This window comes from Emticicia aquatica, from assembly GCF_923079645.1.
GTDB classification, from domain to species: Bacteria; Bacteroidota; Bacteroidia; order Cytophagales; family Spirosomataceae; genus Emticicia; species Emticicia aquatica.
Map to the genome: position 1 here is coordinate 49,612 of NZ_CAKLPY010000003.1, position 25,321 is coordinate 74,932.

Here is a 25,321-nt window from a genome sequence, read left to right on the forward strand (position 1 = left end):
TTTTTCTAGAAAAAATCGTCTAAAAGAGAAGGTTTGTTTATAAATACTTAATGAACCACCAAATAATTGGTTAAATTTGCATGATTCTCAAATTGGGACAAAAAACAAAAAATGAAAAAAACATTTACTATTTTAAGTATTATTTATTTGTGTTTTGGACGGACTTTCGCTCAAGAAGGAGCGGTTTCCGAATCAATTCAAATTGGGTCAATAGTGCCAGATTTCAATATTAATATTTTGACAAAAGAAGGCTCTATCAAAAAAAATATCAGTGATTACCGTGGAAAAGTGGTGATTTTAGAATTTTGGGCAACTTATTGTGGCCCTTGTTTTCCTGCAATGGACCATTTAGCCGCTTTAAAAACAAAGTTTCCTAAAGATTTAGAAGTAATAAATATTACCGACGAAGAACGTTGGAAAGTAGTTAATTTTTTGAAAAAAAGGCCAACATCAATGCCAATCGCTATTGATGCTGATAAATCAATCAATCAACTATTTTATCATCAGCTCATTCCACATACAATTATCATTGACCCGCAAGGCTATATCAAAGCCATTACATCTCCTGAAGAAGTGACCGAAGAAGTGATTTACTTGGCCAGAAGTGGGGCAATTTTGGCAGTAAAAACAAAAGCCGAATTTGCTCCTAAACACGAAAGTGCTACTGCCATGACGATTGTAGAAGTGGAAGATAAAAGCTTTTATAAAATTGCTGTTTCGGCCGCTAAAGAAGGGGTTCAATCTCAAATCAATAAAAAATCTGATTTTGAATACGAATTTATCAATTGTACTGTACCAATGATGTATCAGGTGCTTTACCAAACAACTCGACCTAATCCTAATGACAAGGCTTGTTTGGAAGTGTCGGAGCAAACCAAGTATTTGTTGAACGAAAAGCAGCAATATAGTATGACCCTAAAAATTCCTGAGCCGATGAAACACCGATTGGGCGAAATCGGAATGAAACATTTGGAGGAAATTTTTTCGGTAAAAGCAAAAAATGAAACCCGTACAAGAAAGGTTTATGCCTTGATGACCAATAATGAACCCCAAGAAAGTAATTCAGAAACAGGAATGGATATGCCATTAAAAGATTTTTTGAAATTACTTTGGGATACCAAAGTGGTTGATATGCCAGTCATTAATGAAAGCGGAATGAGCGATACGAGTGTCTTGCGAGTGAAGGAATTTCCGAAAGAAGTAACAAAAGTATCTGAGATTCTTCAAAAAATGGGATTTAAATTAGAGTCAAAAATCACCGAAACGGCCTGTTTAGTGCTTTATGAAGATAAATCTAATAATTAATCAAAAAACTTTTAAAAGATTTTTGAAAAACAAATCACAATTTTGTATCTTTGCAACCCCAAATGTAAGACTTCCAAGCATTGAGCTGAAAAGTCCTTGCGTTTTGAATTGATTTTTAATTTAAAAATACCACTTTTGGCTTGATTTGATTGCGAATCAATAAAAGCTAATAATTAAATAAATAAAACAATGGCTAAGAAAGGCAATCGTGTACAAGTTATATTAGAATGTACTGTACAAAAAACAAGCGGCGTAGCAGGTATGTCTCGTTACGTAACGACTAAAAATCGTAAAAACACAACAGGTCGTATGGAATTGAAAAAATACAATCCATTTTTGAAAATTCATACACTTCACAAAGAAATTAAATAATTTTGAAGAAATGGGTTCAAGATAAAATCATATTTTGTCTCATGTCTCATATCTCATATCTAAAATCTAATTAAACAATGGCAAAGAAAGTAGTCGCTACGCTTCGTGATAAAACCGCAGGTAAGAGTTTCGCAAAGGTTATTAAAGCCGTGAAATCACCTAAGACGGGTGCATACTCTTTCAAGGAAGAAATGGTTCCTATGGAAGAATTGCAAAATGCTTTGAAAGCATAATTTCACCGAAAAGAAATTATAAAAAAACCTTCTTGAGAAATCAAGAAGGTTTTTTTATGTAAAATGTTTATAGAAAAATAAACGATTATCAGTGTTTTCTTATAATTAAAGTTGCTTACGCAAACGAGCCACAGGAATATTGAGTTGCTCACGGTATTTCGCAACCGTACGTCTTGCAATATTGTATCCACGTTTGTTGAGCATTTTTTCGAGTTTATCGTCAGAAAGTGGTGAGTTTTTAGGCTCATTTTCAATCAACTCTTTCAAGATATTTTTTACTTCACGACTAGAAGCATCTTCGCCCGAATCAGTAGCAATTCCTTCAGAAAAGAAATATTTTAATGGATAAATGCCAAAATCAGCTTGTACTGATTTACTGTTTGCAACACGAGAAACGGTTGAAATATCCATTTCAATTCGATTGGCAATATCTTTCAAAATCATTGGTCGCAGTTTTGATTCATCTCCATCCAAGAAAAACTCATGCTGAAACTCAACGATTGACTTCATGGTCTTCAAAAGTGTCTGTTGGCGTTGTTTGATTGCATCGATAAACCATTTGGCAGCATCCAGTTTTTGTTTGACAAAGGTTACTGTTTCTTTGATGCTTTTGTGTTGAGCCGAGCCATTTTTGTCAGTTTTATCGTAAGTATCGAGCATTTCGGCAAAAGAGCGACTAACTCGAAGTTCGGGAGCATTTTTAGAATTCAGAATAACATCCAGCTTCCCGTTATTGTTGGTTACGATAAAATCGGCCATTAGATATGCCGCAGTGCTATCACCGCTGCCGATATTACCTGGTTTCGGATTAAGTCGAGTTATTACTTTGATAGCACTTTTGATGCCATCATCATCAATGTCTAAGCGACGTTGAATTTTTTCATAGTGTTTTTTTGTAAACTCGTCAAAGAAACAATCAATTATCTTGATAGCTGTTTCAACCGCTAAATCGTCTTGGTCTTTACGGTCTAATTGTAGCAATAAACATTCACGTAAATCTCTTGCACCAATACCGGCTGGTTCGAAAGTCTGTACTTTTTTGAGTAAACCGACGACTTCTTCTTCGTTGGTATAAATATTTTGTGTAAATGCTAAATCATTACAAATAGAGCGTAGTGGACGACGGATATAGCCATCTTCTTCAATGCTACCAATCAACTGCATTCCGATTGCCTCTTGACGATAATCAAGGCGAAGGAAACCCAATTGTTGCACCAATGATTCAGCCAAAGTACTCGTCGCAATAACGGGCATGGCATCACGGTCGTCGTCTCCCCAACCATCTCCTTGCATTTTATAACCAGCGTAGTCGTCTTGGTTGAGGTATTGTTTTACGTCAAGCCCTTCATAAGTTTCATACTCACTGTACTCATTGTAGTCATCATGGTCACTATCGCCATCATAGTCATCATCATACTCATCTTTCACTCGTTCATCCATATCCATGCCTTCCTCCAAAGCTGGATTTATTTCGAGTTCCTCTTCAATGCGTTGCTCAAGCTCAGCAGATGGAATCTGCAACAGTTTTATAAACTGAATCTGTTGAGGGGACAGTCGTTGCTGTAAGGATTGATTTAGACTAAGTTTTTGCATTGTGTAAGTAGAGTTTTTTCATTCATACCAGGGACATATATAGACCCCCTCCACATTTTTCGTGCCAATCGAAAAAAAATTATTAAATAAAGAAAAATATTTTTTCGCTAACCGCCAAATTTTTTATAAAAATAAATGTTCAATATTTAGTAAAAACAACGTAATGTGTTTGTTATAAGGAGTTTATGTTATTTTTGAGGCTCGAAAAAAATATTTGATAAACAAAATTTTTTTTTAGAAAATAGAGAAAAAATGGAACATTCTTGGATGTAGTTTTTCCATTTTTTAGATAACCAAAAATGTGATTTTTTAAATGATTTTTAGGATGAAAAGAAGTAAAAAATTACGATTTAATCAATAAAAAAAGTAGCCGATTTATGTCTGCTACTTTTGGGGGTTAAAAACCCTTTATTGAACTAAATAATAGTATTTGTAAATAGGTTGGGTTGAATACTCGCCGAAGCGAAAAAAGAGTTAGGTTGAATAGGGTTTGCAAATATAGTACATTTTTGAGAAAAAATATAATGTCAGAAAGTATTTTTAAATTAAATTAAATTAATAATTTTTTAATTCTGTGATAGGATTTTTACAACTTTTGTGAGTTTGAGAATCAATTTTAGTACTTATCTTATAAAGATAGCTGGTTTTAGCTTTTAATGCAGACTTATCATCAAAGACAATCATTGGTAATTTGGTTGAAAGTTTTTGAAATTGGCCAGCTTCAGTAATAACAATGCATGTACTCAAAAAGAACATTTCATTTTCAATGTTAACTTTTATGGTCAACATTAGTTGATTGTTTTGATTTTATATCTCCATCGTTTTGCAAAAATCGCTAACTTTGACGAGTTTTTCTAATAAACCTATTTCTTTCTTATTGCCTGATGATAGTTCAAAAAAATGTACAGTTAAAACCTTTTAATACTTTTGGGATCGAAGCAAAAGCGAAGTTTTTTGCTGAAATATCAAGTATTGAAGAATTACAAGGAATTTTACAAGACACTGATTATCAGTCGGTTGAGCGATTGGTTTTAGGCGGAGGAAGTAATCTTTTATTAACCAAAGATTTTGATGGATTGGTCATAAAAATGGCTATCAAAGGATTTGAAGTTGTGAAAGAAAACGACGAAAATATTTGGATAAAATCGGGTGCAGGAGTTGTTTGGCATGATTTGGTGATGCACTGCGTTAACCAAAATTATGCTGGAATGGAAAATCTTTCATTGATTCCTGGCACCGTCGGAGCTGCTCCTATGCAAAATATAGGTGCTTATGGCATTGAAATTAAAGAAGTCTTTGAAGAATTGGAAGCCCTTGAAATAGCTACTGGCCAAACTAAAATATTCGATAAACAAACGTGCAATTTCGGTTATCGGGAAAGTATTTTCAAACACGAAGCTAAAGGAAAGTTTATTATTTTGAACGTAACTTTTAAACTAAATAAAAAACCAAGTTTTCATATAGAATATGGTGCAATAAAAGATACGTTGAGTGAAATGCAAGTGAACGACCTAACGATAAAAGCAATTAGCGATGCCGTTATTCATATTCGTCAAAGTAAGCTTCCCAATCCTGCTGAAATTGGAAATGCAGGTAGTTTTTTCAAAAATCCAGAAATCTCAAAAGAACAGTTTGAGGCTTTAAAAGCTCAATTTCCTTCGATTCCGTCTTATCCTGTCAACGAAAACACAATAAAAGTACCAGCAGGTTGGCTAATTGAGCAAGCTGGTTGGAAAGGTCAACGTTTCGGAAATGTAGGTGTTCATGCCAAACAGGCCTTGGTCTTGGTCAATTATGGTGGAGGAAAAGGTGACGAAATAAAAGATTTATCGAAGAAAATACAAGCTTCGATTGATGAAAAATTTGGTATTCGTCTTTCGGCAGAAGTTAATTTCGTTTAAGGTGTTGTTGTGAAATTATCTTGAAAAATGTGCTTAATGTAGCAAAATATACGAAAGTTTATAAGAATTAAAGGAGAATTGACCTAGGTTAATTCTCCTTTAATTAAAAAATCAAATCCAACCACCAGCACGATATGTTCGTTTTACGAAAGCATTGGCTTCGTCGAAGTTTGTGATTTTCATGTTCGCTCCGTCCCACAAAAGTTTTTTTCTTCCAATAAATTTATCTTTTGCATCACGAAGTAAAAACGAACGAACCGCCAAATTTCCCATCAAAACGGTTTCTGTTAAAGGCCCAGATTGGTCAAAAGAAGAACTTGTATATGCTCCAAAACCTGCTTTGCAAGCTTTAACCCATTGCTGTTGGTGACCATTGATATCTCCATCAACGAATGGCCTTTTTGGCTCTGGGAATTTTACATTTTCCTGCTTTCCGTTGATAAATAATTTTGGATTACTGCCGAAAAGTTCGCAGGCTAAAACGCCTTTTGTGCCGATAAACATGATTCCACCATCAATATTTGCAAAAACTTTTTCGTAATCGCAACCTTCTGGTAGTTTTGGTCGAATACCGCCGTCGTACCAAGAAAGGCTCAATTCTTTATGGTTTTTACTTGAAGGATTCGGAAATTTGAGGTGAATAGAGGCCGATGGTGGGCAAACATCATCAAAAAAAGCTTCTTTAAAGAAATCGGCGTAAACTTGTCCAACCGAACACTCAACCGATGTTGGATAGCCCAAATTTAAAGCACGAAACGGGACATCCATAAAATGACAACCCATGTCACCCAAAGCACCTGTGCCGAAATCCCAATAACCACGCCAGCGGAATGGCATATACGCTTCGTGATAATCACGCATTGGGGCTGTTCCGAGCCATAAATTCCAATCAACTTCATTCGGAATGACTTGTTTTTCGCCTTTGTCTTTAGGTGATTTTACTCCTTGTGGCCAAACAGGACGATTAGTCCAAACTTCAACTGTATGAACTTCGCCAATCATGCCACTTTGTACGATTGCCTCGGTTATTCTTGTTCCTTTTCCGCTACTTCCTTGATTACCCATTTGGGTTACAACTTTATATTTTGTTGCTCCTTCGGTCAGTTGTCGGGCTTCCCAAATATCATGTGTGAGTGGTTTTTCAACATAAACGTGTTTGTTTAACTGAATCGCCGACATGGCAATAGGGTAGTGCATGTGGTCGGGTGTAGTTACGATTACGGCATCAATATTTTTTCCTTCCGACTCCAACATTTTTCGGTAGTCTTTGAAATATGGTGCATTCGGAAATTTTGCTCTAAACTTTGCAGACTGTCTATCATCAACATCGCAAAGAGCTACGATATTGTCAGAGCCATTGTTATAGGCTTGTGGGATATTAAAATCGGCTTTACCACCACAGCCAACGGCCGCAATATTGAGTTTATCGCTCGGTGCTACGAAGCCTTTGCCCAATACGTGGCGAGGGACAATCATAAAACCTGCGGAGGCCAAAGTGCTGGTTTTGAGGAAATTACGGCGTGAGTTTTGTTGTTTTTTGTCGTGAGAGTTGTTCATGCTGATAGAAGGTTGAATTTTTACGAAATGTAGAAATTTTTTGGGGAGGAAAAAAGAAACGTAATTTATTTGTTTATTCAAAAGCTACTCGTTTTTGCCAAACTATTTATTCTGCATTTTTTGACCTATATTTGCATTTAAACCAACATTCATTTTATAGAAAAAAACTAAAAAACGACATATAAATTTTTGCGTTTAGCTTAAAAATCCTGTCTCTGAAAAGTCGAAAATTATTAGCGAATAGGGAGTAAAGCAGTAAACGCCTACGGTCAAACGTGGGCGTTGTTTTACTTTGTTCGCAGGGCTTCGACTCCCTCAGAGGCAAGTAATAGCAACGTTCCCACGTTTTTTTATTTGCCCCCTGACCGTATGACTAAGCAACCTTACTTTCAACAACTTCTTGAATTCATTGGCTTTATTTCAAAAAATGAAGCGAAAACTATCTACTCAAAAAGCTACAAAGATTTTCAATACACAATTTCTGTTGATTTTGAAAAAGAAGAAATTGATTACCCTAAACCTATGATTTTGGGCGATAAAACAACAAGTAATTTTCAAGCAAGTGAAAATTTTGTCGTTTTAGAGTGTGTAAATAGACTTTTAGAAAAAGGTTATAAACCCGAAAATATCACACTTGAAAAGAAATGGGGTTTAGGGCATCGAGATAAAGGCAAAGCAGATATTTTTGTAAATTACCCTAAAAGTGAAAATGAAAACTCGGAAAAAGCCTTTTTGATAATTGAGTGTAAAACTTGGGGTAAGGAATTTGAACACGAATTTGAAAAAACGCAATCAAGTGGAGGGCAGTTGTTGTCTTACTATGTTCAAGAACCAGAAACAAGACTTTTATGTTTGTATTCTTCAACATTTCAAGATAATAAACAACGCTATGCAAATCGTATCATAGAAGCACAAGCTGATTTTAAAGGTAAAAACAAAGCAGACATTTATAAACTTTGGAAAGATGGAAATGAGCAAATTGTAGGACAAAGTTTTAAATATGATGGAATTTTTGATGAAGATTCTACTCCTTATAATGTAGTTTTAAAACCACTTAAACGAAAAAATTTAGTTGAATTACAGCAGGGAGATAGTGGATATATTTACAATCAGTTTGCCGAGATTTTACGCCATAATGTAGTCTCTGATAAACCAAATGCCTTTAACAAGATGTTTAACTTGATTTTGGCAAAAATTGTAGATGAAGACCGACCCGATGAAGAAGAACTATGTTTTCAGTGGCGAGACGGTGATACTGATATTGAACTTCAAAAACGACTCAATGACCTTTATAAGAAAGGGATGTTTGAGTATTTGCACAAAACTGTAACTGATTTTTCGGACGATGAGTTAGATGAAGAACTTCGCACCCTAAGCCCAACCATTCAGGATAACTTACGTAAACGTATTACTGAATTACGTTTACATAAGAACAATGAATTTGCGTTCAAAGAGGTTTTCGATGAAAATTCATTTCGAGATAACGCCAAAGTAGTTCGAGAAACAGTTATTTTATTGCAAAACTTTCAACTTCGATATTCTCATAAACAACAGTTTTTAAGCAATTTCTTTGAATTGTTGCTTTCAAACACGCTAAAACAAGAAGCTGGGCAATTTTTTACACCTGTACCAGTTGCAAAGTTTATAGTTAGTAGTTTGCCTTTGCAAGAAATAATAGAGCAGAAAATCAAAGATAGAAAAGCAGAGTTTTTACCAACTGTAATTGATTATGCTGCTGGAAGTGGTCATTTTCTGACTGAAGCAATGGACGAAATACAGCATATTATTCAACAAATTGACACAAAAAACTGTACCCAAAGTATTAAAAGTAATTTAGAATCTTGGAAAACAGAAAACAATGCCTATAAATGGGCTGACCGTTTTATATATGGCATTGAAAAAGATTATCGGCTATCTAAAATTGCAAAAGTAAGTTGTTTCTTAAATGGTGATGGAATTGCGAACATTATTCATGCCGATGGCTTAGATGCTTTTGATAGCGAAGCCTATCAAGAGGCCCCACTTTTGCATCTCAAAAAGAATGCAAAAAACAATCCTAATTTTGATGTTTTAGTAGCAAATCCTCCTTATTCAGTTTCAGCTTTTATCAAAACGCTTGCAAGAAAAGAAGAATCATTCGATTTGCACGATGCTTTTACTGAACAAAGCAAGGAAATTGAATGCCTTTTTATGGAGCGAACCAAGCAAATAGTCAAAGAAAATGGTATAGTTGGTATAATTCTACCAAGTAGTATTTTGAACAATGCAGGAGTTTATACATTGGCACGTGAAATTATTCTTAAATATTTCAAAATCATAGCCATAGTAGAATTTGGTTCTTCTACTTTTATGGCAACTGGAACAAATACCATTACACTTTTTTTAAGGCGAAGAAAAGATTCTGATTTTAAGAATATTCAAGATACAATTCAGCAGTTTTTTAAAGATGGAAACGATACAATATGTAATAATATAGCTAACGCTTTCAGTAAATATATTCAACACGTTTATCAATTAGAATTAACTGATTATGTGAGTTTTATCAAGCAAAACACTAATCAAAACTTCAAAGAAAAAGAATCATATCAAGATTATGAGAAGTATTATAATAGTTTAGCAGAAACACAAAATCTCAAAGCTAAAATTGAAAAACTAAAATTTGAAATACCTTCTCTAAAACTCAAAAAGCAGGATGAAAAAGTAATTGAAAAGATTATAGAAACAGAAACTGCACTTGCCAAAGCTGAAAAAGACTTAATTCGACTATTTTATGAAAAAATATTTGCCATCGAACAAGAAAAGATGCTTTATTTCATGCTTGCTTATCCGCAAGAAGTTGTTCTGATAAAGACAAACCCAACAGGCAATAACGACCAAGAAAAAGCATTTTTAGGCTACGAATTTTCTAATCGTAGAGGACACGAGGGTATCAAAATGTTTAGCGACGCACAAGGAAATTTCACGACAAAACTTTACCACGAAACCAACCGTTTTGATAAAACAAAAGCAAGTAGTTACGTTTACGATGCTTTTTTGGGCAAAGCCCAAAAAATAGATGAAAGCATAAGCGAGAATATTCAAATACAAAAACTCTACGAAATGATGAAATTTGATAGGGTTGGATTTGAAAAAGAAATTAATATTTCGTTTAAAAAAAAAGCCCTAATAGAAATTGAAAGTAAATGGGAGTTGGTGAGATTGGGAAAGATTGCTAATTTTCAGAGTGGGCTATGGAAAGGTGAAAAAGAACCTATGCAGTTAGTAAAAGTAATTAGAAATACTAACTTTATTACTATGACTGGCAAACTTGATTCCACAGATATTGCAGAAATAAGTGTAGAAACAAAACAACTACAAACGAGAACGCTTGAATATGGCGATATTATTGTCGAAAAATCAGGCGGAAGTCCATCACAACCTATTGGTAGGGTTGCATTTTTTGATAAAAGGGATAACGCAATATATTCGTATAGTAATTTTACATCAAGACTTAGAGCAAATAAATCTATTGTAAATCCTGTTTATTTATGGTTTTATTTGCACAATTTTTATAGAAAAGGAGGAACTAAATCATTACAATCGGGTATTAGATTACTGAATCTTGATAATGCGAGTTACTTACAGAATAAAATCCCACTCCCACCAAAACCTATTCAAGAACAAATAGTTAGTGAAATTTTAGATATTGAAGCAAAGGAGAATGAAAGTAGAGATAAACTGGAGGAAATACAGATAAATATTGCAGATATAGTCAATCAACTTTTTGAAAATAACACTTTTAAGTTTGTAAAAATTATTTCTTATTTTGGCATTAATCAAAAAGTTATAAATCCAGAAAAATTATATAAAAATGAGCTATTTACTTATGTAGATATTGATAGCGTTAGTAAAGGAACTAATAAAATAAATTTTGAGCAAAAAATTAATGGTAAAAATGCACCGTCAAGAGCTAAAAGAATTGCAGAAGATAATAGCATAATACTTTCAACAGTAAGACCTTATTTAAAGGGATTCGCTTTTATTTCCAAAGTTCCCAAAGATGTTGTTTTTTCAACTGGATTCGCTATTATCAAAAGTAAGGAAGAAGATGATTATAAAACACTATTGCTGTTCTATTTTTTCATGTATTCTAAAGATTTAATGAAGCAGATGGAAGATAAGATGCAGAAAGCATCATATCCAAGTATCAACAAAGATGATATTGACAATTTTACAATTCCTTTAATTTCAATAGAAGCTCAGAACAAAATAATACAACAAATCACGACTCTTGAATCTCAAAAAGAAGACATAGAGCAGTTTCTAGGCACGATTCAAGAGCAGAAAGAAGTAGTTTTAAGAAAGTATTTATAACCTCTAAACCATCTCGTAGAGATGAAATATCGGTAGAACATCATATCTACGGCATGATGTTTTTTGGTGTTTACTATTTAACTATCGAACGTCGGCCGCCTATATAAAATCCCTACTGGATATATTTTTGCTTTTTAAATTTTTTCCACAAAAAAGGCGTAATTTTCTCAGAAAATTACGCCTTTAAATATTTTGTAAAACAGTTTTATACCGTTTGTTTTTCTAAATTAAATAAGTCGTTTAGCACATCAATCAGCGTTTCAGCCTCGCCACGTTTACAGGCTGCTTTTAGTTGAATTACAGGCAATTTAATGATTTTTTGCATCATGCTTGCTGTGATTTTATCCATTTTTTCGGCTTCTTCAGTCGATAATTCTTTCACAAAACGAGCCATTTCTTCTTTTCTGATTTGTTCCAAAGCTCCTTTCAATTTCTGAATGGTTGGTGAAACAATCATTTCTTGCGACCAATTATTAAATTCACCAATAGCATCATCAATGATGTCTAAAACCTGTGGGATCGCTTCCATACGGCGTTGAAGTGCCTCATTCGCACGGAGTTGAATTTCGTCAAGATTATAAGCAACAACACCCGCTAACTCTTCAATGTTTGCCGCAATGCTATTCGGTACAGAAAGGTCTATTAAATATTTGATAGCAAGTGTTTTATTTTCTAAAGTAGCTTTCGTGATGATAGGTTCTTCACAACGTACAGACGAAATAACAATCTCAGCATCAAGAATATTTTGATTAACTGACTCATAATCAGCAACTTCAAAATTTAATTCGTTTGCGAGCTTTTCGGCTTTTTCTAATGTACGATTCGTAATCGTAATATTTTTATAACCTTTATCAGCCAAAGTTCGACAAACATCTTCGCCAATTTCGCCCAAACCAACAACCAAAATTTTCGGATTATGCAACAATGGCAAAAACGTTTCCATCACTTCAACGGTTGCGTAAGACGTTGAAGCTGCACCGTCACGAAATGATGTTTCTTGAACAATTTTTTTATTGGTGAAGAAAATCGTGTGCAGTAATCGGTGTAAAAATGGTCCTGCCATCTGTACATCGGCTGCCCATTGATAAGCATGTTTTACTTGATTCGGAATTTGTAAGTCGCCCACAACTTGTGAGTGTAAACCCATTGCAACTTCAAACAAATATTTTACTGCCTCGTTGTGATTAGAAATTATATCGAAAAATGGAAAAATTTCACTCGAATTAAGTATCTTTTGGCTGGCAATTAAGCGAATAATATTTTCGCCTAAGTCACTTTCAGAGCAGTAATATATTTCAGTACGGTTGCAAGTAGAAAGCACAAGCACTTCCGAAACATCGTAAGTTTCACGAATCTTTAGCATTAATGCTTTAGCTTCTTCTTCGTTAAGTGCAATTTGGCCTCTGACTGGAAGTGAGGCTTTTTTATGCGAAATTGTTATTGCTTTAAATAGTCCGTGCATTTTTTCTTAAATAGTATGCAAATTTACAGTCAGATTACTTATGATTGATATGATTTTAGTCAGTTTAATTAATTTAGAATTATTCTAAATTAATTAAAGCTATATTTTATCATTTTCTAAAAAAAATACAAAACTTAACAAGTACTTTTCAGAATAATATTCGTTATCAATGTTAGTTTTCAAATGTTTCTTTTGTTCTAAAGCATTTCGCCTTGTTTCAACTAAATTATACTAAAACTAAAAATCTAGCATAACTATCTGTCGGTTGTTCAATAAATAGTTTCTTTAATTATTTACGATTTTTCAACGCAAATAGTTTGGTAGAATGATAGGTAAAAAGTAAAATTCAATAATTTGGAACAATTCTAAACAAAGAACTGAGTATTATTGAGACTTGAATAGTCGAATAAAATTTTAATTATTATGGCAAGAAGAGAGGTTTTTGTGAATATTTATGAGCAAATCACTGGTTGGCGGTTTGTTGCAATTGCTGTTTTGCTCACTATTGGGATTGGAGTTTTGTACTATTTCAATCAATTGGGAAATCAAGTAGAGGAACGTGAGAAAAAATATGCTTTGCTTTATGCCGCTGGTGTTAAGTTTTTTGTTGAAAAAAGTGTAGAAAGTAGCTGTGATTATACTTTTGTTCAAGAAGTTTTGGAAGCAAATGAAACAATTCCTGCTATTTTAGTGCATAATGGAGTGCCAATTAATAATATCAATATTGTTGAATTTGCAGATACAACGCACAACTGGACGGTGAAAGAAAAAGAAATGATTTTGTATTCTAAAATTGCCGAAATGGCTGATGAACATCCGCCGTTTGAGTTTTCGATTGGGAAAGATAAAGTTTCTTTATATTACAGTAACTCCTTGGTGGCCAAACAATTACGTTATTTTCCATATATTCTTTTAGGAACATTTTTAATTTTTGGTTCATTGGCATTTATCGCTTATAGCTCGTCTCGAAAAGCAGAACAAAATAGAGTTTGGGTGGGTTTGGCCAAAGAAACGGCTCATCAACTTGGCACACCGATTTCGGCATTAATGGCTTGGGTAGAAGTATTGCGTTCAAACCCTGATTTTGATGCAAGTATTGGCGATGAAATGGAAAAAGATGTAAAACGATTGGAGACAATTACGACTCGTTTTTCAAATATTGGTTCGATTCCACACATGAGTGAAGAACCTATTTCGGAATTAATTGAGCAAACATTACATTATTTAGAACGCCGTATTTCGACCAAAGTAAAAGTGCATTTTGATAGCCAATTGCCTGATAATGTGAAAGTTAAACTCAATAAACATTTGGTTGAATGGGTGATTGAAAACTTATGTAAAAATGCCGTTGATGCAATGGGAGGCATTGGTGAATTGTTTGTGAAATTGACACCAATAGGGAAAAATACGATAGCAATTGATATTCGTGATACAGGAAAAGGTATTTCAAAAGGAAATGTTCGACGGATTTTTAGGCCAGGTTTTAGCACTAAAAAACGTGGTTGGGGACTTGGCCTGACTCTCGCAAAGCGTATTATTGAAAACTATCATGATGGAAAACTTTTCGTGAAAGAAACCCAAATTGATAAAGGAACAACATTTAGGATTGTATTGGAAACAGTATAGAATATCGATAAATCTATACTATTTCTTTAAAAAAATGGCTACTTCTTTTGCAAAGGCCTCCGATTGTGATGTATTTCCATGATTTCCAGGAACAGTTTTTAGTGTTGATTGAGGTAATATTTTTGCTAAATCAGCAGGATTGCCATTGTCTAAATCTTGGTCGCCAGCAATCACTAACACCTGTTTTTTGACTTTAGAAAGTTGAGTAGGAGTAGTGGCAGGTTGTACTTTTTGCAAAAATCCCATGACTAAAGTATCAACGCCATTTCTTTTGGCACTTTCAATTGCCCCTTTTGTTTCGGGATAAAGATGTGCTTTTCCTGAAAAAGCTTCAGCAAACATTTTGCGTCTTTCCCAATTCGGATTGGTAAAATCAGCCCCAACGCCACCCACAACTGCTTTGTGAATATGTTTGTCTAAAATCAATTGCCGAGCAGTCAATATAGCACCTCTTGAATAGCCTACTACATCATATTTTTTGAAACCCAAATGTTTCATCAGAGCCATTACATCTTTTATTTCAGCATTATTTTCGTAAGCTGTGAGCGAATGAGGTTTATCCGAAAGCCCATTTCCACGTAAATCAAGCGTGATAACCTTAAAGCCTTCTTTGACTAATTCAGGAATTAATGCCCCACGTTTCAATGAATTACTATTACTCATAAAACCATGCACCAAAACTACTGGAAAACCTTCGCCTTTTACATCATAATGAATTTTTGTTCCATCAAAAGAGGTAAATAAAGGCTCTCTATCTGGTTGAGAAAATGCTACAAATGAGCAAAAAAACAGATAAATGAAGGTTTTCATGGTTGATATATTTAAAAAAATTGATTGGAAGAACTCAGATTTGCACCGTTTTTAGTACAAATCTGAGCTAGTGATGTATTAAAAATTTTTATTTTTTACGTGTATCCAAGCCGTAGCCTTTCAAAATGCCACGAGCCAAAGCCGTTTTGTGAACTTCGTCAGCACCATCATAAATACGAGCGGCACGTTCGTGAGCATACCAATACGAAAGCAAAATATCATTTGTCATGCCCAATGCTCCATGTGTTTGAATAGCTCGGTCAATTACTCGAAGCATCATATTTGCCGTAAAAAATTTAATCATTGAAATTTCGTCACGTACGGCTGCTGCACCTTTTTCATCGATATTTTTGGCAGTTCTAAGAACCAAAAGTCTTGCGGCATCTATTTCGGCTCTACTTTCAGCAATAAATCCTTGAATAAATTGTTTTTCACCAAGCACAACACCTTCTTCCATTTCTCTCGCAACGGCGTAGCGGCACATCAAATCAAAACTACGTTCAGCAATACCAATAAAACGCATACAATGGTGAATTCGGCCTGGGCCGAGGCGTTCTTGTGCTAATAAAAAACCCGAACCTTCCATCCCAATGAGATTCCCTTGTGGCACTCTGACGTTTTCATATATAACCTCAGCGTGGCTTGCCCAACTATCGCCTGTATGCCCCATGATTGGTATATTGCGAATAAATTTATAGCCTGGAGTATCAAGTGGAACAATGATTTGACTCGCACGTTTGTGTGGTGCTGCATCAGGATTTGTAACTGCCATCACCACTGCAAAAGCAGCTCCATCAGCCGATGATGTAAACCATTTATGGCCATTAATAATATAATCGTCTCCATCTTTTACGGCAGTTGTACCCATTCTGGTCGGATTTGAGCCTGCAAATTCTGGCTCGGTCATAGAGAAGCAACTCCTAATTTCGCCATCCATTAATGGCTTCAAATATTGGTCCTTTAGGTGCTTTGGAGCATATTTATGCATTAATTCAGTATTTCCGATGTCAGGGGCTTGTGTGTTAAAAACGTAATGACCAAAAGGAGAACTTGCCAAAACTTCACTGATTTGCCCAAATTCACAAAGAGTTAGACCAAGTCCGCCATCTTCAATAGGTAAATGCAAACCCCATAGTCCAGCTTGTTTTACTAAAGCTCTTTTTTCTTTTAAAATTGGCTCAACAAACGAAAAATTATGCAGTAAATTATCAGTTGTTTCGAGTGGATATAATTCATTTTCCACAAAAGACTTAATTTTAGGTAGTAAGTCTTTGATTTTTTCAGTTATAAATAGGCTTTCCATTTTATTGGTTTTAATTGTTGATTCCATAAATATTTCATAAAGTTAGTTTTACAATCGTGATAGCACAATATTTTAGGTTTTTTCTTGAAAAATAGTTTAAATTTGGTGTTTCCATCACGTTTATCAATTCGTTTTTTCGTTAAAATATTTAAATTACTATCCTATTATTGATGATTCAACGCTTAATTTTTTTTGTTTTTTTGTTTTTACAAATTGCTTATTTTGAGTGCTTTGCGGATGAGGTCGTTATGATTCGTCAGGTTAAAGTAGTTGGAAATATTCGGACAAAAGAAAAGATCATTTTTCGTGAAATGTTTGTAAAAGTAAACGACACTTTGCAAAAAGAACAACTTGCTAAGCTTTTGGAAGCTGACCGAAAGAAAATTTTCAATACTAATTTATTTATTACCGTAAAAGTTACTTCACAAGAACTTGATAATCAACAAGTTGATGTTTTGGTAGAAGTCAAGGAACGTTTGTTTTTTGTTTTTTTGCCTGTGTTTTATTTAGCAGATAGAAATATAAATGAGTGGTGGTACGAACGAAACCATGATTTGAGAAGAACGATTTATGGTGTTTTTGGCAAACATGCCAATCTGACTGGTAACAATGACCAATTGAAAATTAGGGCAGAAGTTGGTTTTATACCTAATTTTGAAATTGCTTACAGTACACCTTATTTAGACAAAAGCTTGAAAACAACATTACTAATGGGGGCGTTTTATGGCATTAATAAAACGATGGTTTATCGAACTTGGCAAGATAAATTTCAGTTTGTTGAAAGCGAAAAACGTCAGCGAGAACGCCTAAATTTATATCTAGTACTTTCACGACGAACTGGTTTTTTTCAAAATCAATCGCTTGAAATAAGTTACAATCAAACCCAAATTGGAGATACAGTTGCTTTGCTGAATCCAAATTATTTTTTGAACGGTAGAACTCAGCAGAAGTATTTTTTGCTTAATTATAGTTATATTTATGATAGAAGAGATAACCGACAATATGCATTGAAAGGTTATAGAGTTGGTTTTCAGGCAACAAAATATGGCTTAACTGCTCGAAATGACATCAATCAATTAAACTTGAGTGCATCATTTAGTCAATATTTGCCTCTTTCTGGAAACTTTTACGGTAATTATAGTCTAAGAGGAAAGGTATCTTTTCCGCAGAAACAACCTTTTTTACAAACACAAGGGTTGGGTTATCGAAACGATTTAGTGCGTGGTTATGAACTTTATGTAATTGATGGGCAAAGCTATGGATTAATAAAAACCAACTTGAAATACCGAGCTTTAGACCATATTTTTGATTTAAGTAAGTTTTTAAAAATAAAGCAATTTAATGTACTACCCGTAGCAGCTTACGTCAACACTTTTCTTGACGTTGGGTATGTGAAAAATAATTTTCCAGCGTTAAACAATACCAAACTTGCGAATAAATGGTTAGTTGGTGGTGGGATTGGCTTAGATGTGGTCACTTGGTACAATGTAGTTGGTCGATTAAACTATTCGTTGAATGGTTCAGGTGAGAAACGTTTATTTTTCAACTTATCACGTGAGTTTTAATTTTTTGGTACTTACTTTACGTGTTTTTACTCAATATATTTCTTTAAAAGTGTATGAAAATTTATTTTTTTGTTCTAAGTTTGTTGTTATTCTCGTGCAGTAACCCAAAAGATACACAAAAAGTGGAAGTTTTAAGCCCACCTACAACCCCTACCGCTGCCCCACGTGGCGTTCAAAAGCTGCTACGTAACATTATGGGTACGGGTGGAGGCCTCGTTAGAGGCGTCCAATTCGGCGATGCTATTTCAGATGTGAAAAGTAAAGAAAAAGCCGAACTTTTCGAAGAAGAAGAAACCCATATCGGTTATACTTTTGATACCGATAGTTTTGAAACTGTTGATATTCTTTATGAAAAAGACAAGCAAAACCGTGTTTCTGGAATTGAGTTGGATATTTACATGAATTCCGATGTGTCTAATGATAGTTTAAAGAACGAAATAGCTAAACAATTTACGACTCGTTTTGGAAATCCTTTGGACACGACAAATTCTACTTGGCAAATTAAACCCAACGGAAGAGTAACGATTAAAGTTGTAAAAAATAAACTCGATAGAGGATTAGAAATTAAATTCATCAAGAATTCAGAAGCAATATAATAACGCTTTATTTGATAAAAATATTCAACAAAAAGCTCATAAACCAAGCCAATGGTTTATGAGCTTTTTTGTTTTAAATACTTGGAAATTAGGAGTTCAAGTTTTTTTTAAACTAATTGAAAAACAATAATGAAAATTTTTGGGAATTTGATTGTACTTTAGCATTGGTTTTGAAATACCATAAAACACCGCTGTAATATTTAATATTTCCTAATCCAAGTTATGAAGACCAAAATAAAACTAACCCTCGGTATATTACTGATGGGTCATTTGATATTATGTAGTTGTGAAGGTCCAGAAGGTCCACAAGGAGCTAAAGGTGACCAAGGATTACAAGGGCCTAAAGGAGATACTGGTGCAACAGGAGCGACTGGTGAAACAGGTGCTGCTGGTGCAACTGGAGCGACAGGTTTACAAGGTCCAGCAGGCCCAACTGGAGCAACAGGTCCTCAAGGTCCAGCAGGAGCGACAGGCCCCAAAGGAGATACAGGTGCAACAGGTGCTACTGGACCTCAAGGCCCAGCAGGAGCGGCAGGCCCTAAAGGAGATACAGGAGCAACTGGAGCAACTGGCCCTCAAGGTCCCGCAGGCCCAGCAGGAACAGGTTCACTAAGTGTGGTTTATTCGGATTGGTTTACTCCCGCTTTTGTTGATTGGCAAAAATTAACAGAAAAAAATTATTTATATAGTGTAATAGAAACAAAAATTACACAAGAAATAATAGATAAAGGTGTAGTTCTGGCTTATACAAGACAAGTTGCAAGTGGGCCTGCTTATTTACTGCCGTTAATGTTAGAAACAAGCTCAGGACTAACCAATTATAATGTTTCGGCAGCTTTAGGCAAAGTGAATATAACATTTGTCGAATTATTAGACATTCAAGGGAAACCCGCCACAGGTTTACAATTTAGATATGTGATAATTCCTGGTGGAATTCTGACAAGAGCTAATTTAGATTATACCAATTTCAACGAAGTGGCTAAAGCATTTGGGATTCCAAAATAATGATTTGCGATATTATTCAGTAAAAAAGACACTTTATAGTGTCTTTTTTTATGTCTGTTGATTACAAAAGGTGAAATGATAGTTTTTGGAATGCAAAAAAATAATAAGTAGTTTTGAACTTGTTATTTGCCTGAATTATTATTTATCCGACACAACTAAAACTTTGAAAAATCCACGCCAAAAACCCTTTTTAAAAGGTGTATTGTTGCTATTTCTTCTATTTCGTTCAAACGTTATTTTAGCACAAACCCGACCTAAAACTGAAATCAATTTAGACGAATTCATCCAACGAGTTTTTCCTGTACAACAAGAAAATATCAACTATGAAGACCTCTATGAATCACTTTATCAGCTATATCAAAATCCGATTGATTTAAACACCGCTTCGAGCGAAGATTTATCGGCAATTTATATTCTAACTTCACTTCAAATCAAAAGCCTAATTGAACATCGGAATCAAAATGGAAATTTTTTGAGCATTTATGAACTTCAAGCCGTTCCGAATTTTGATTTAGAAACTATTTCCAAAGTTTTACCTTTTGTTGATATTAAGTATAAGTTCTCATTCAATGATTTGAAAAATCGTCTGTCAAATGTTACCGACCATTATTTAGTCTTACGTAATGAGCAAGTTTTAGAGAAATCCAAAGGTTTTACTGAAGGCAAATATGTAGGTTCGCCCCAACATCTTTATGCACGCTATCGGTTTAGTCATCCACGAGATTTTCAAATTGGTTTTACTGTCGAGAAAGACGCTGGCGAGAAAAACCTTACAGATTATTATTCTTTTCATCTACAATTAAGAAATAAAGGAAATCTAAAAAACTTGGTTTTTGGTGATTATCAAGTACAATTTGGGCAAGGGTTAATTACCTCAACAGGCTTTTCGTTAGGTAAAAGTAGCGAAGCCATTGCTACTACTCGCCGAAGCAATATAGGTGTTAAGCCGTATAGTTCTTTGCTCGAAGGAGGTTTTTTTAGAGGTGGTGCGGCTACTTATCAGCTAGGCAAAATTGATTTAACAATTTTTTTTTCTCATAAAAAACAAGACGCAAATATCAATGAAGTGGATGGTGAACGAGAAGATTTTTTTAGCTCAATTTTGACGGGTGGCTATCACAGAACAGCAAATGAATTGGCTCGAAAAAACCAGATTTTAGAACAGAATATAGGTGTAAATGCTACTTTCCAATTTAAAAATGGCCAAATTGGAGCAACAATGCTTAATACAAATCTTGATGTGGCGTTGCAGCGTAATACTGTCTTATACAATCAATTTGAGTTTTCAGGAAAAAAAAATCTACTTATTGGCACTAATTTTACGTGCAGTTGGCAAAATTTTAATTTTTTTGGTGAAGTAGCCCGTTCAAGTAGTGGTGGAATTGGAGGTCTTGCTGGCTTTGTAACAGCTCTCAGCCGACAAGTTGAATGGGCTATAAATGTGAGAAGTTATGATAAGAATTTTCATAGTTTTTATGGAAATGCTTTAGGGGAAAATAGCAGAAATATCAATGAAAGAGGTATTTACTGGGGTTTAAAATATACTCCTAAAAAAGCACTTACATTTAGTGCTTTTTACGACCGTTTTAAGTTTCCATGGTTGAAATATTTAGTTGATGCACCTTCAATTGGCTACGATTATTTGCTGAGAATGACTTATCAACCCAATAAAAAAATATTATTTTTTGCCCAATACCACAGCGAGCATAAAGCGAAGAATCTCCCCAATAATGAGAGTGTTACGGATTTAGTTGTAGAAACTATTCGTCAGAGTGTTTTAGTGAATTTTGAATTCGCTTCGAATCAATTTTTTAAAACCCAAACAAGGGTTCAGATGAACACTTTTCAATACGTAAATGCTTATAAATCAATAGGTTATGTGTTTATGCAAGACCTAGAAGGTTCTATAAAAAAAGCTCAAGTCAAGAGCCGAATTGCTTATTTTAACACCGATAATTATGATTCGAGAATTTATGCTTACGAAAATGATGTATTGTATGCAGTTACATTACCAGCCTACTATGGAAAAGGATTCAGAACGTATTTAGTAGTTCGTTATTCCTACAATCGGCATATAGATTTATGGTTACGATTGGCACGAACTGAGCTTCAAAATGCTTCAACTATAGGAAGTGGCAATGACCAAATAAATGCTTCGCACAAAACTGATTTTAAAATTCAAATTCGATATAGATTTTAAAAAAGACCTAACTGTCTAAAGTTGGCAGTTAGGTACTTGCAGCTCATGGAAAATAAAGAAAGCTCGTAAATATTTTCAAAATGAAAAAAATTATACTGATTATTGTATTGTAAAAAGCGTACCAAACTTGATACACTTTTTTTAATAACATTCTTAAATTATCAAACGGTAACAAATGTTGATAAAATAAGGGTTATCCAATTTTATTGTGGATATCTATTTTCAGACAATAAATCCTTCTTTTGTGAAACCATTATTTAATTGGTAGGTTTTACAAATCAATTAATCAAATCAAAAAAACAAATCTGCTATCTTTGCTTCATTTGAAGGTGTTATATTCATCATTAAATTTATTATTCAAGAAATAAAATAATTACCATTCATGTAAATGTTGAATAATAAATCCTTCTTTAGATTACGTTTGCCTCGCTTTTGAATTTAAGAACTAAAAGCAATTTTATATCTAAACCGTAATAAAAATATGTTTTTCTTGACCATTGGAGTGATACTTTTGATAGTAGGATTTGCTATCAACACACCTTCGTTGCAATTTTCTCGTTTTTCTCGTCCGTTAAAAGTTATCGGAGTTATTATTATTGTTTTGGGGTTGGCTTCTTCGACCATAAAACAAATTGATGCTGGTAGAGTTGGCGTTCAGTCGCTTTTTGGAAATGTACAAGAAGGAACGCTTTCGAGTGGTTTAAATTTTATTAACCCATTAGTAGAGGTGGCTGAGTTTGATACGCGTACGCAAAATTATACGATGTCGGGCGTGCATGATGAAGGGAAACAAGCAGGAGATGATGCCATCAGAGTTTTGTCTTCTGATGGTTTGGAAGTTGTGATTGACCTAACGGTTCTTTACAGAGTTCAGCCTGACCAAGCTCCAACAATTTTGAAAAAAATTGGTGTTGATTATGAAGATGTGATTGTTCGACCAATTACACGAACTCGTATCCGTGATATTTCTGCTTATTATGAAGCTGTTGCTTTGTATTCGACCAAAAGAGACGAGTTTCAAGGCCGTATTTTTAAAGCAATCGAAGCCGATTTCAAAACAAGAGGCTTAGTTCTTGAACAATTATTGGTAAGAAATATTAATTTGCCAGAATCTGTCAAGAAAACCATTGAATCAAAAATTAATGCTGAACAAGAAGCCCAAAAAATGCAGTTTGTTCTTCAAAAAGAGAAACAAGAAGCTGAGCGTAAAAGAGTAGAAGCTCAAGGTATTTCGGATTATCAAAGAATTATTACGACAACTTTGACCGACAAACAATTACAATATGAAATGATAAAGGCTCAGAAAGAAATTGCAACGTCACCAAATACGAAAGTGATAATTATGGGAGGAAAAGGAAATACTCCAATGATTTTGAACGATAAGTAGGTTTCAAACTAAAATTTTAAAACAAAAAAAGCTTCGCAATTCAGGACTGCGAAGCTTTTTTATTTGCGGTATGATAGTAAAACGCCGAAGGTTTATAAAAAGTTTTATGCTTGAAAAATTATTGAACTATTTTTCAAAAAATAATTTATTTTTGTGTCTGAGCTAAAAATCAAGCTTTTCTATTCAAAATCTAGCTTTCTAATCAAATTAAAAAACATTTTCTCCAAATCTATTATTAAGTACTTTTATGCGTCAATCAATCATTTATGAAGTAAGTATCAATTACATTGGCTCATTGAGTGAAGTCCGCAAGCGGGAATCATTTGTTGTTTATTTTTCAAACTTAAAAAGAGCCATCGAATGTGTACAAACTAATTTGGCTTTGAATGGTTGGGAACAAAAAAAAGTAAATTATACGGCAGTTTATCGCACATTAAAAGTCAAAAATAAATTTGTGTGTGATTTTGATGCAATGAAAGTCAAGTTTTTTCAAGTTTGCATTACAACAAAAACTTTAAACCCATTGTTGACAACGCTTGGCATTGATGAATTTCCGAGCATGAAAAAGAAATAATTTTTTAAAAAAATCAAATTTTTTCTTTCCTTTGTGCAATTACTACTTTAACCTTATACAGTCGATGAATTTCTCAAAACCTAAACTTAGTTTTGCTCAAATTATTAATATGAATGTCGGTTTTTTCGGCATACAATATAGTTTTGGTCTTCAACAAAGTGCTGTGAATCCTATTTATGATTTCTTGGGAGCGAGTCCCGACGAAATTCCCTTATTAAATTTAGCTGGCCCAATGACGGGCCTATTGATTCAACCTATTATCGGGGCAATGTCCGATAAAACATGGTCGCCAAGGTTTGGCCGTCGGAAACCATATTTTTTTATTGGAGCTTTGATGTGCAGTTTGGCACTATTGTTCTATCCTTTTAGTAGTTCTCTTTGGATGGCGGCTGGACTTCTATGGATTTTGGACGTAGGAAATAATACTGCAATGGAGCCTTATCGTGCTTTTATTGCTGATAAATTAGATGCTTCCCAACAGCCAACTGGATTTCAGGCTCAGAGCTTTTTTACAGGGTTAGGTCAGACTTTAGTGAATCTCTCCATATTTATTTTCCCATTAATTTTTCTTGGAACAACAGGTTCATTACCAACTTGGGTTTATGCGTCGTTTTTTCTTGGTTCAATTTGCTCAATTGGTTCGGTTTGGTGGAGTATGAGAACTACGGCTGAGATTCCACCAAGCGAGGAGGAACTTGAAGAAATGAAAACTACGCCGCTTAATGTTTTCAGCCCTTTTATTGATATCGCTAAAGCCATCAAAGATATGCCAAAAGTAATGTGGCAACTGGCATTGGTTTATTTATTTCAATGGTATGCTCTGTTTTGCTATTGGCAAAATTCATCGAAAAGTATTGCTCAATCGGTATGGAAAACGACTACCTATCAAGACAATCCTTTGTATAATGAAGCCGTAAGCTGGACAGGCTTGGTAAATGGTTGGTACAATATCGTGATGTTTTTGGTTGCATTTAGTTTGGTTTATTTTGCCAAGAAATATTCGCCAAAATTGGTGCATACATTTTGTTTGGTTTTGGCAGGAATAGGTTTTTTGGTTTTTCCGATGATAGAAAACAAATACTTATTGTTTCCTGCAATTACAGGTTTTGGTATTGGTTGGGCGAGTATGATGGGTATTCCGTATTTGATTGTGGTGAGTGAAATTCCGAAAGAACGTTATGGCGTTTATATGGGAATCATCAATATGATGATTGTAATTCCGATGTTGATTCAAACGCTTTCGTTTGGTTATATTTTGAAAAACTTCTTGAATAATGACCCAGGAAAAGCAATTACTTTTGCTGGAATATTATTGCTAATTGCAGCCGCGGCAACAATGCTCATAAAGGCGAAGAAGCCAAGTGAAGACATAAATATGCCGATGGGTGGAGGAGGGCATTAATGAAAATGCAAGTGCCGAAATATCTTAACTTATTACTTATTGGTTTTGTAGAATCTAAAAAATCCCTAAATTCTTTA

Annotated in this window: 19 protein-coding genes; 13 read left to right on the top strand and 6 right to left on the bottom strand. The window is 34.3% G+C overall.

Annotation, left to right across the window (positions count from 1 at the left end):
- Positions 1–111 precede the first annotated feature (111 nt).
- The 3 genes from MJQ71_RS16945 to MJQ71_RS16955 all read left to right on the top strand — a co-directional run bounded on the left by MJQ71_RS16945 (position 112) and on the right by MJQ71_RS16955 (position 1,910).
- The gene (locus tag MJQ71_RS16945; RefSeq protein WP_238807948.1) at positions 112–1,305 is read left to right on the top strand and encodes a TlpA family protein disulfide reductase; all 1,194 of its coding nucleotides are present in this window, start codon (positions 112–114) and stop codon (positions 1,303–1,305) included.
- A gap of 189 nt (positions 1,306–1,494) precedes the next feature.
- Complete coding sequence (rpmG, locus tag MJQ71_RS16950; protein WP_238807950.1) at positions 1,495–1,677, top strand: 50S ribosomal protein L33; 183 nt, start codon at positions 1,495–1,497, stop codon at positions 1,675–1,677.
- Positions 1,678–1,754: 77 nt separating this feature from the next.
- On the top strand, positions 1,755–1,910 hold the full coding sequence (locus MJQ71_RS16955; protein WP_238807953.1) for a DUF4295 domain-containing protein: 156 nt from the start codon (positions 1,755–1,757) through the stop codon (positions 1,908–1,910).
- 105 nt (positions 1,911–2,015) lie between these two features.
- Here the strand turns inward: MJQ71_RS16955 and rpoN are convergent, their stop codons facing one another.
- Together rpoN and MJQ71_RS16965 are read right to left on the bottom strand one after the other, a co-directional pair.
- A complete protein-coding gene (gene rpoN / locus MJQ71_RS16960; protein WP_238807954.1) occupies positions 2,016–3,503 on the bottom strand; it encodes an RNA polymerase factor sigma-54 in 1,488 nt (495 codons plus the stop codon).
- A gap of 555 nt (positions 3,504–4,058) precedes the next feature.
- Positions 4,059–4,292, bottom strand: a complete 234-nt coding sequence (locus MJQ71_RS16965; protein WP_238807955.1) for a hypothetical protein — start codon at positions 4,290–4,292, stop codon at positions 4,059–4,061.
- Between the two features lie 95 nt (positions 4,293–4,387).
- Here MJQ71_RS16965 and murB point away from each other — a divergent pair, with 95 nt between their 5' ends.
- Positions 4,388–5,404 (top strand): UDP-N-acetylmuramate dehydrogenase, encoded by a 1,017-nt coding sequence (murB, locus tag MJQ71_RS16970; RefSeq protein ID WP_238807956.1) that lies wholly within the window; start codon positions 4,388–4,390, stop codon positions 5,402–5,404.
- Positions 5,405–5,515: 111 nt separating this feature from the next.
- Here the strand turns inward: murB and MJQ71_RS16975 are convergent, their stop codons facing one another.
- Positions 5,516–6,961: a Gfo/Idh/MocA family protein gene (locus MJQ71_RS16975; protein ID WP_238807957.1), complete on the bottom strand. Its 1,446-nt coding sequence runs from the start codon at positions 6,959–6,961 to the stop codon at positions 5,516–5,518.
- A 369-nt stretch (positions 6,962–7,330) separates the two neighbouring features.
- Here MJQ71_RS16975 and MJQ71_RS16980 point away from each other — a divergent pair, with 369 nt between their 5' ends.
- Complete coding sequence (locus tag MJQ71_RS16980) at positions 7,331–11,314, top strand: N-6 DNA methylase (RefSeq protein ID WP_238807958.1); 3,984 nt, start codon at positions 7,331–7,333, stop codon at positions 11,312–11,314.
- Between the two features lie 205 nt (positions 11,315–11,519).
- Here MJQ71_RS16980 and hemA read toward each other — a convergent pair whose 3' ends face one another.
- Positions 11,520–12,776 (bottom strand): glutamyl-tRNA reductase, encoded by a 1,257-nt coding sequence (hemA, locus tag MJQ71_RS16985; protein WP_238807959.1) that lies wholly within the window; start codon positions 12,774–12,776, stop codon positions 11,520–11,522.
- A gap of 423 nt (positions 12,777–13,199) precedes the next feature.
- Here hemA and MJQ71_RS16990 point away from each other — a divergent pair, with 423 nt between their 5' ends.
- On the top strand, positions 13,200–14,402 hold the full coding sequence (locus tag MJQ71_RS16990) for a sensor histidine kinase (RefSeq protein WP_238807960.1): 1,203 nt from the start codon (positions 13,200–13,202) through the stop codon (positions 14,400–14,402).
- Between the two features lie 18 nt (positions 14,403–14,420).
- On the opposite strand, the gene MJQ71_RS16995 is transcribed toward MJQ71_RS16990, so the two are convergent.
- Both MJQ71_RS16995 and MJQ71_RS17000 read right to left on the bottom strand, forming a co-directional pair.
- Positions 14,421–15,212, bottom strand: coding sequence for an alpha/beta fold hydrolase (locus tag MJQ71_RS16995; protein WP_238807961.1), 792 nt, complete (start codon positions 15,210–15,212; stop codon positions 14,421–14,423).
- An 88-nt stretch (positions 15,213–15,300) separates the two neighbouring features.
- On the bottom strand, positions 15,301–16,515 hold the full coding sequence (locus MJQ71_RS17000) for an acyl-CoA dehydrogenase family protein (RefSeq protein WP_238807962.1): 1,215 nt from the start codon (positions 16,513–16,515) through the stop codon (positions 15,301–15,303).
- Between the two features lie 170 nt (positions 16,516–16,685).
- Between MJQ71_RS17000 and MJQ71_RS17005 the strand changes: the two genes are divergently transcribed.
- The 7 genes from MJQ71_RS17005 (at position 16,686) to MJQ71_RS17035 (ending at position 25,244) form a co-directional block, all read left to right on the top strand.
- Positions 16,686–18,080, top strand: coding sequence for a BamA/TamA family outer membrane protein (locus MJQ71_RS17005; RefSeq protein ID WP_238807963.1), 1,395 nt, complete (start codon positions 16,686–16,688; stop codon positions 18,078–18,080).
- 53 nt (positions 18,081–18,133) lie between these two features.
- Positions 18,134–18,676, top strand: coding sequence for a hypothetical protein (locus MJQ71_RS17010; RefSeq protein WP_238807965.1), 543 nt, complete (start codon positions 18,134–18,136; stop codon positions 18,674–18,676).
- Between the two features lie 222 nt (positions 18,677–18,898).
- Positions 18,899–19,681, top strand: coding sequence for a collagen-like domain-containing protein (locus MJQ71_RS20915; protein ID WP_290370188.1), 783 nt, complete (start codon positions 18,899–18,901; stop codon positions 19,679–19,681).
- A 163-nt stretch (positions 19,682–19,844) separates the two neighbouring features.
- Positions 19,845–21,881, top strand: coding sequence for a ComEA family DNA-binding protein (locus MJQ71_RS17020; protein WP_238807967.1), 2,037 nt, complete (start codon positions 19,845–19,847; stop codon positions 21,879–21,881).
- 481 nt (positions 21,882–22,362) lie between these two features.
- A complete protein-coding gene (locus tag MJQ71_RS17025; protein ID WP_238807969.1) occupies positions 22,363–23,268 on the top strand; it encodes a prohibitin family protein in 906 nt (301 codons plus the stop codon).
- A gap of 247 nt (positions 23,269–23,515) precedes the next feature.
- Positions 23,516–23,842 carry a hypothetical protein gene (locus MJQ71_RS17030; protein ID WP_238807971.1) on the top strand — a complete coding sequence of 109 codons (327 nt, stop codon included), beginning with the start codon at positions 23,516–23,518 and terminating at the stop codon, positions 23,840–23,842.
- 64 nt (positions 23,843–23,906) lie between these two features.
- Complete coding sequence (locus tag MJQ71_RS17035) at positions 23,907–25,244, top strand: MFS transporter (RefSeq protein WP_238807972.1); 1,338 nt, start codon at positions 23,907–23,909, stop codon at positions 25,242–25,244.
- The last annotated feature ends 77 nt before the right edge of the window (positions 25,245–25,321 follow it).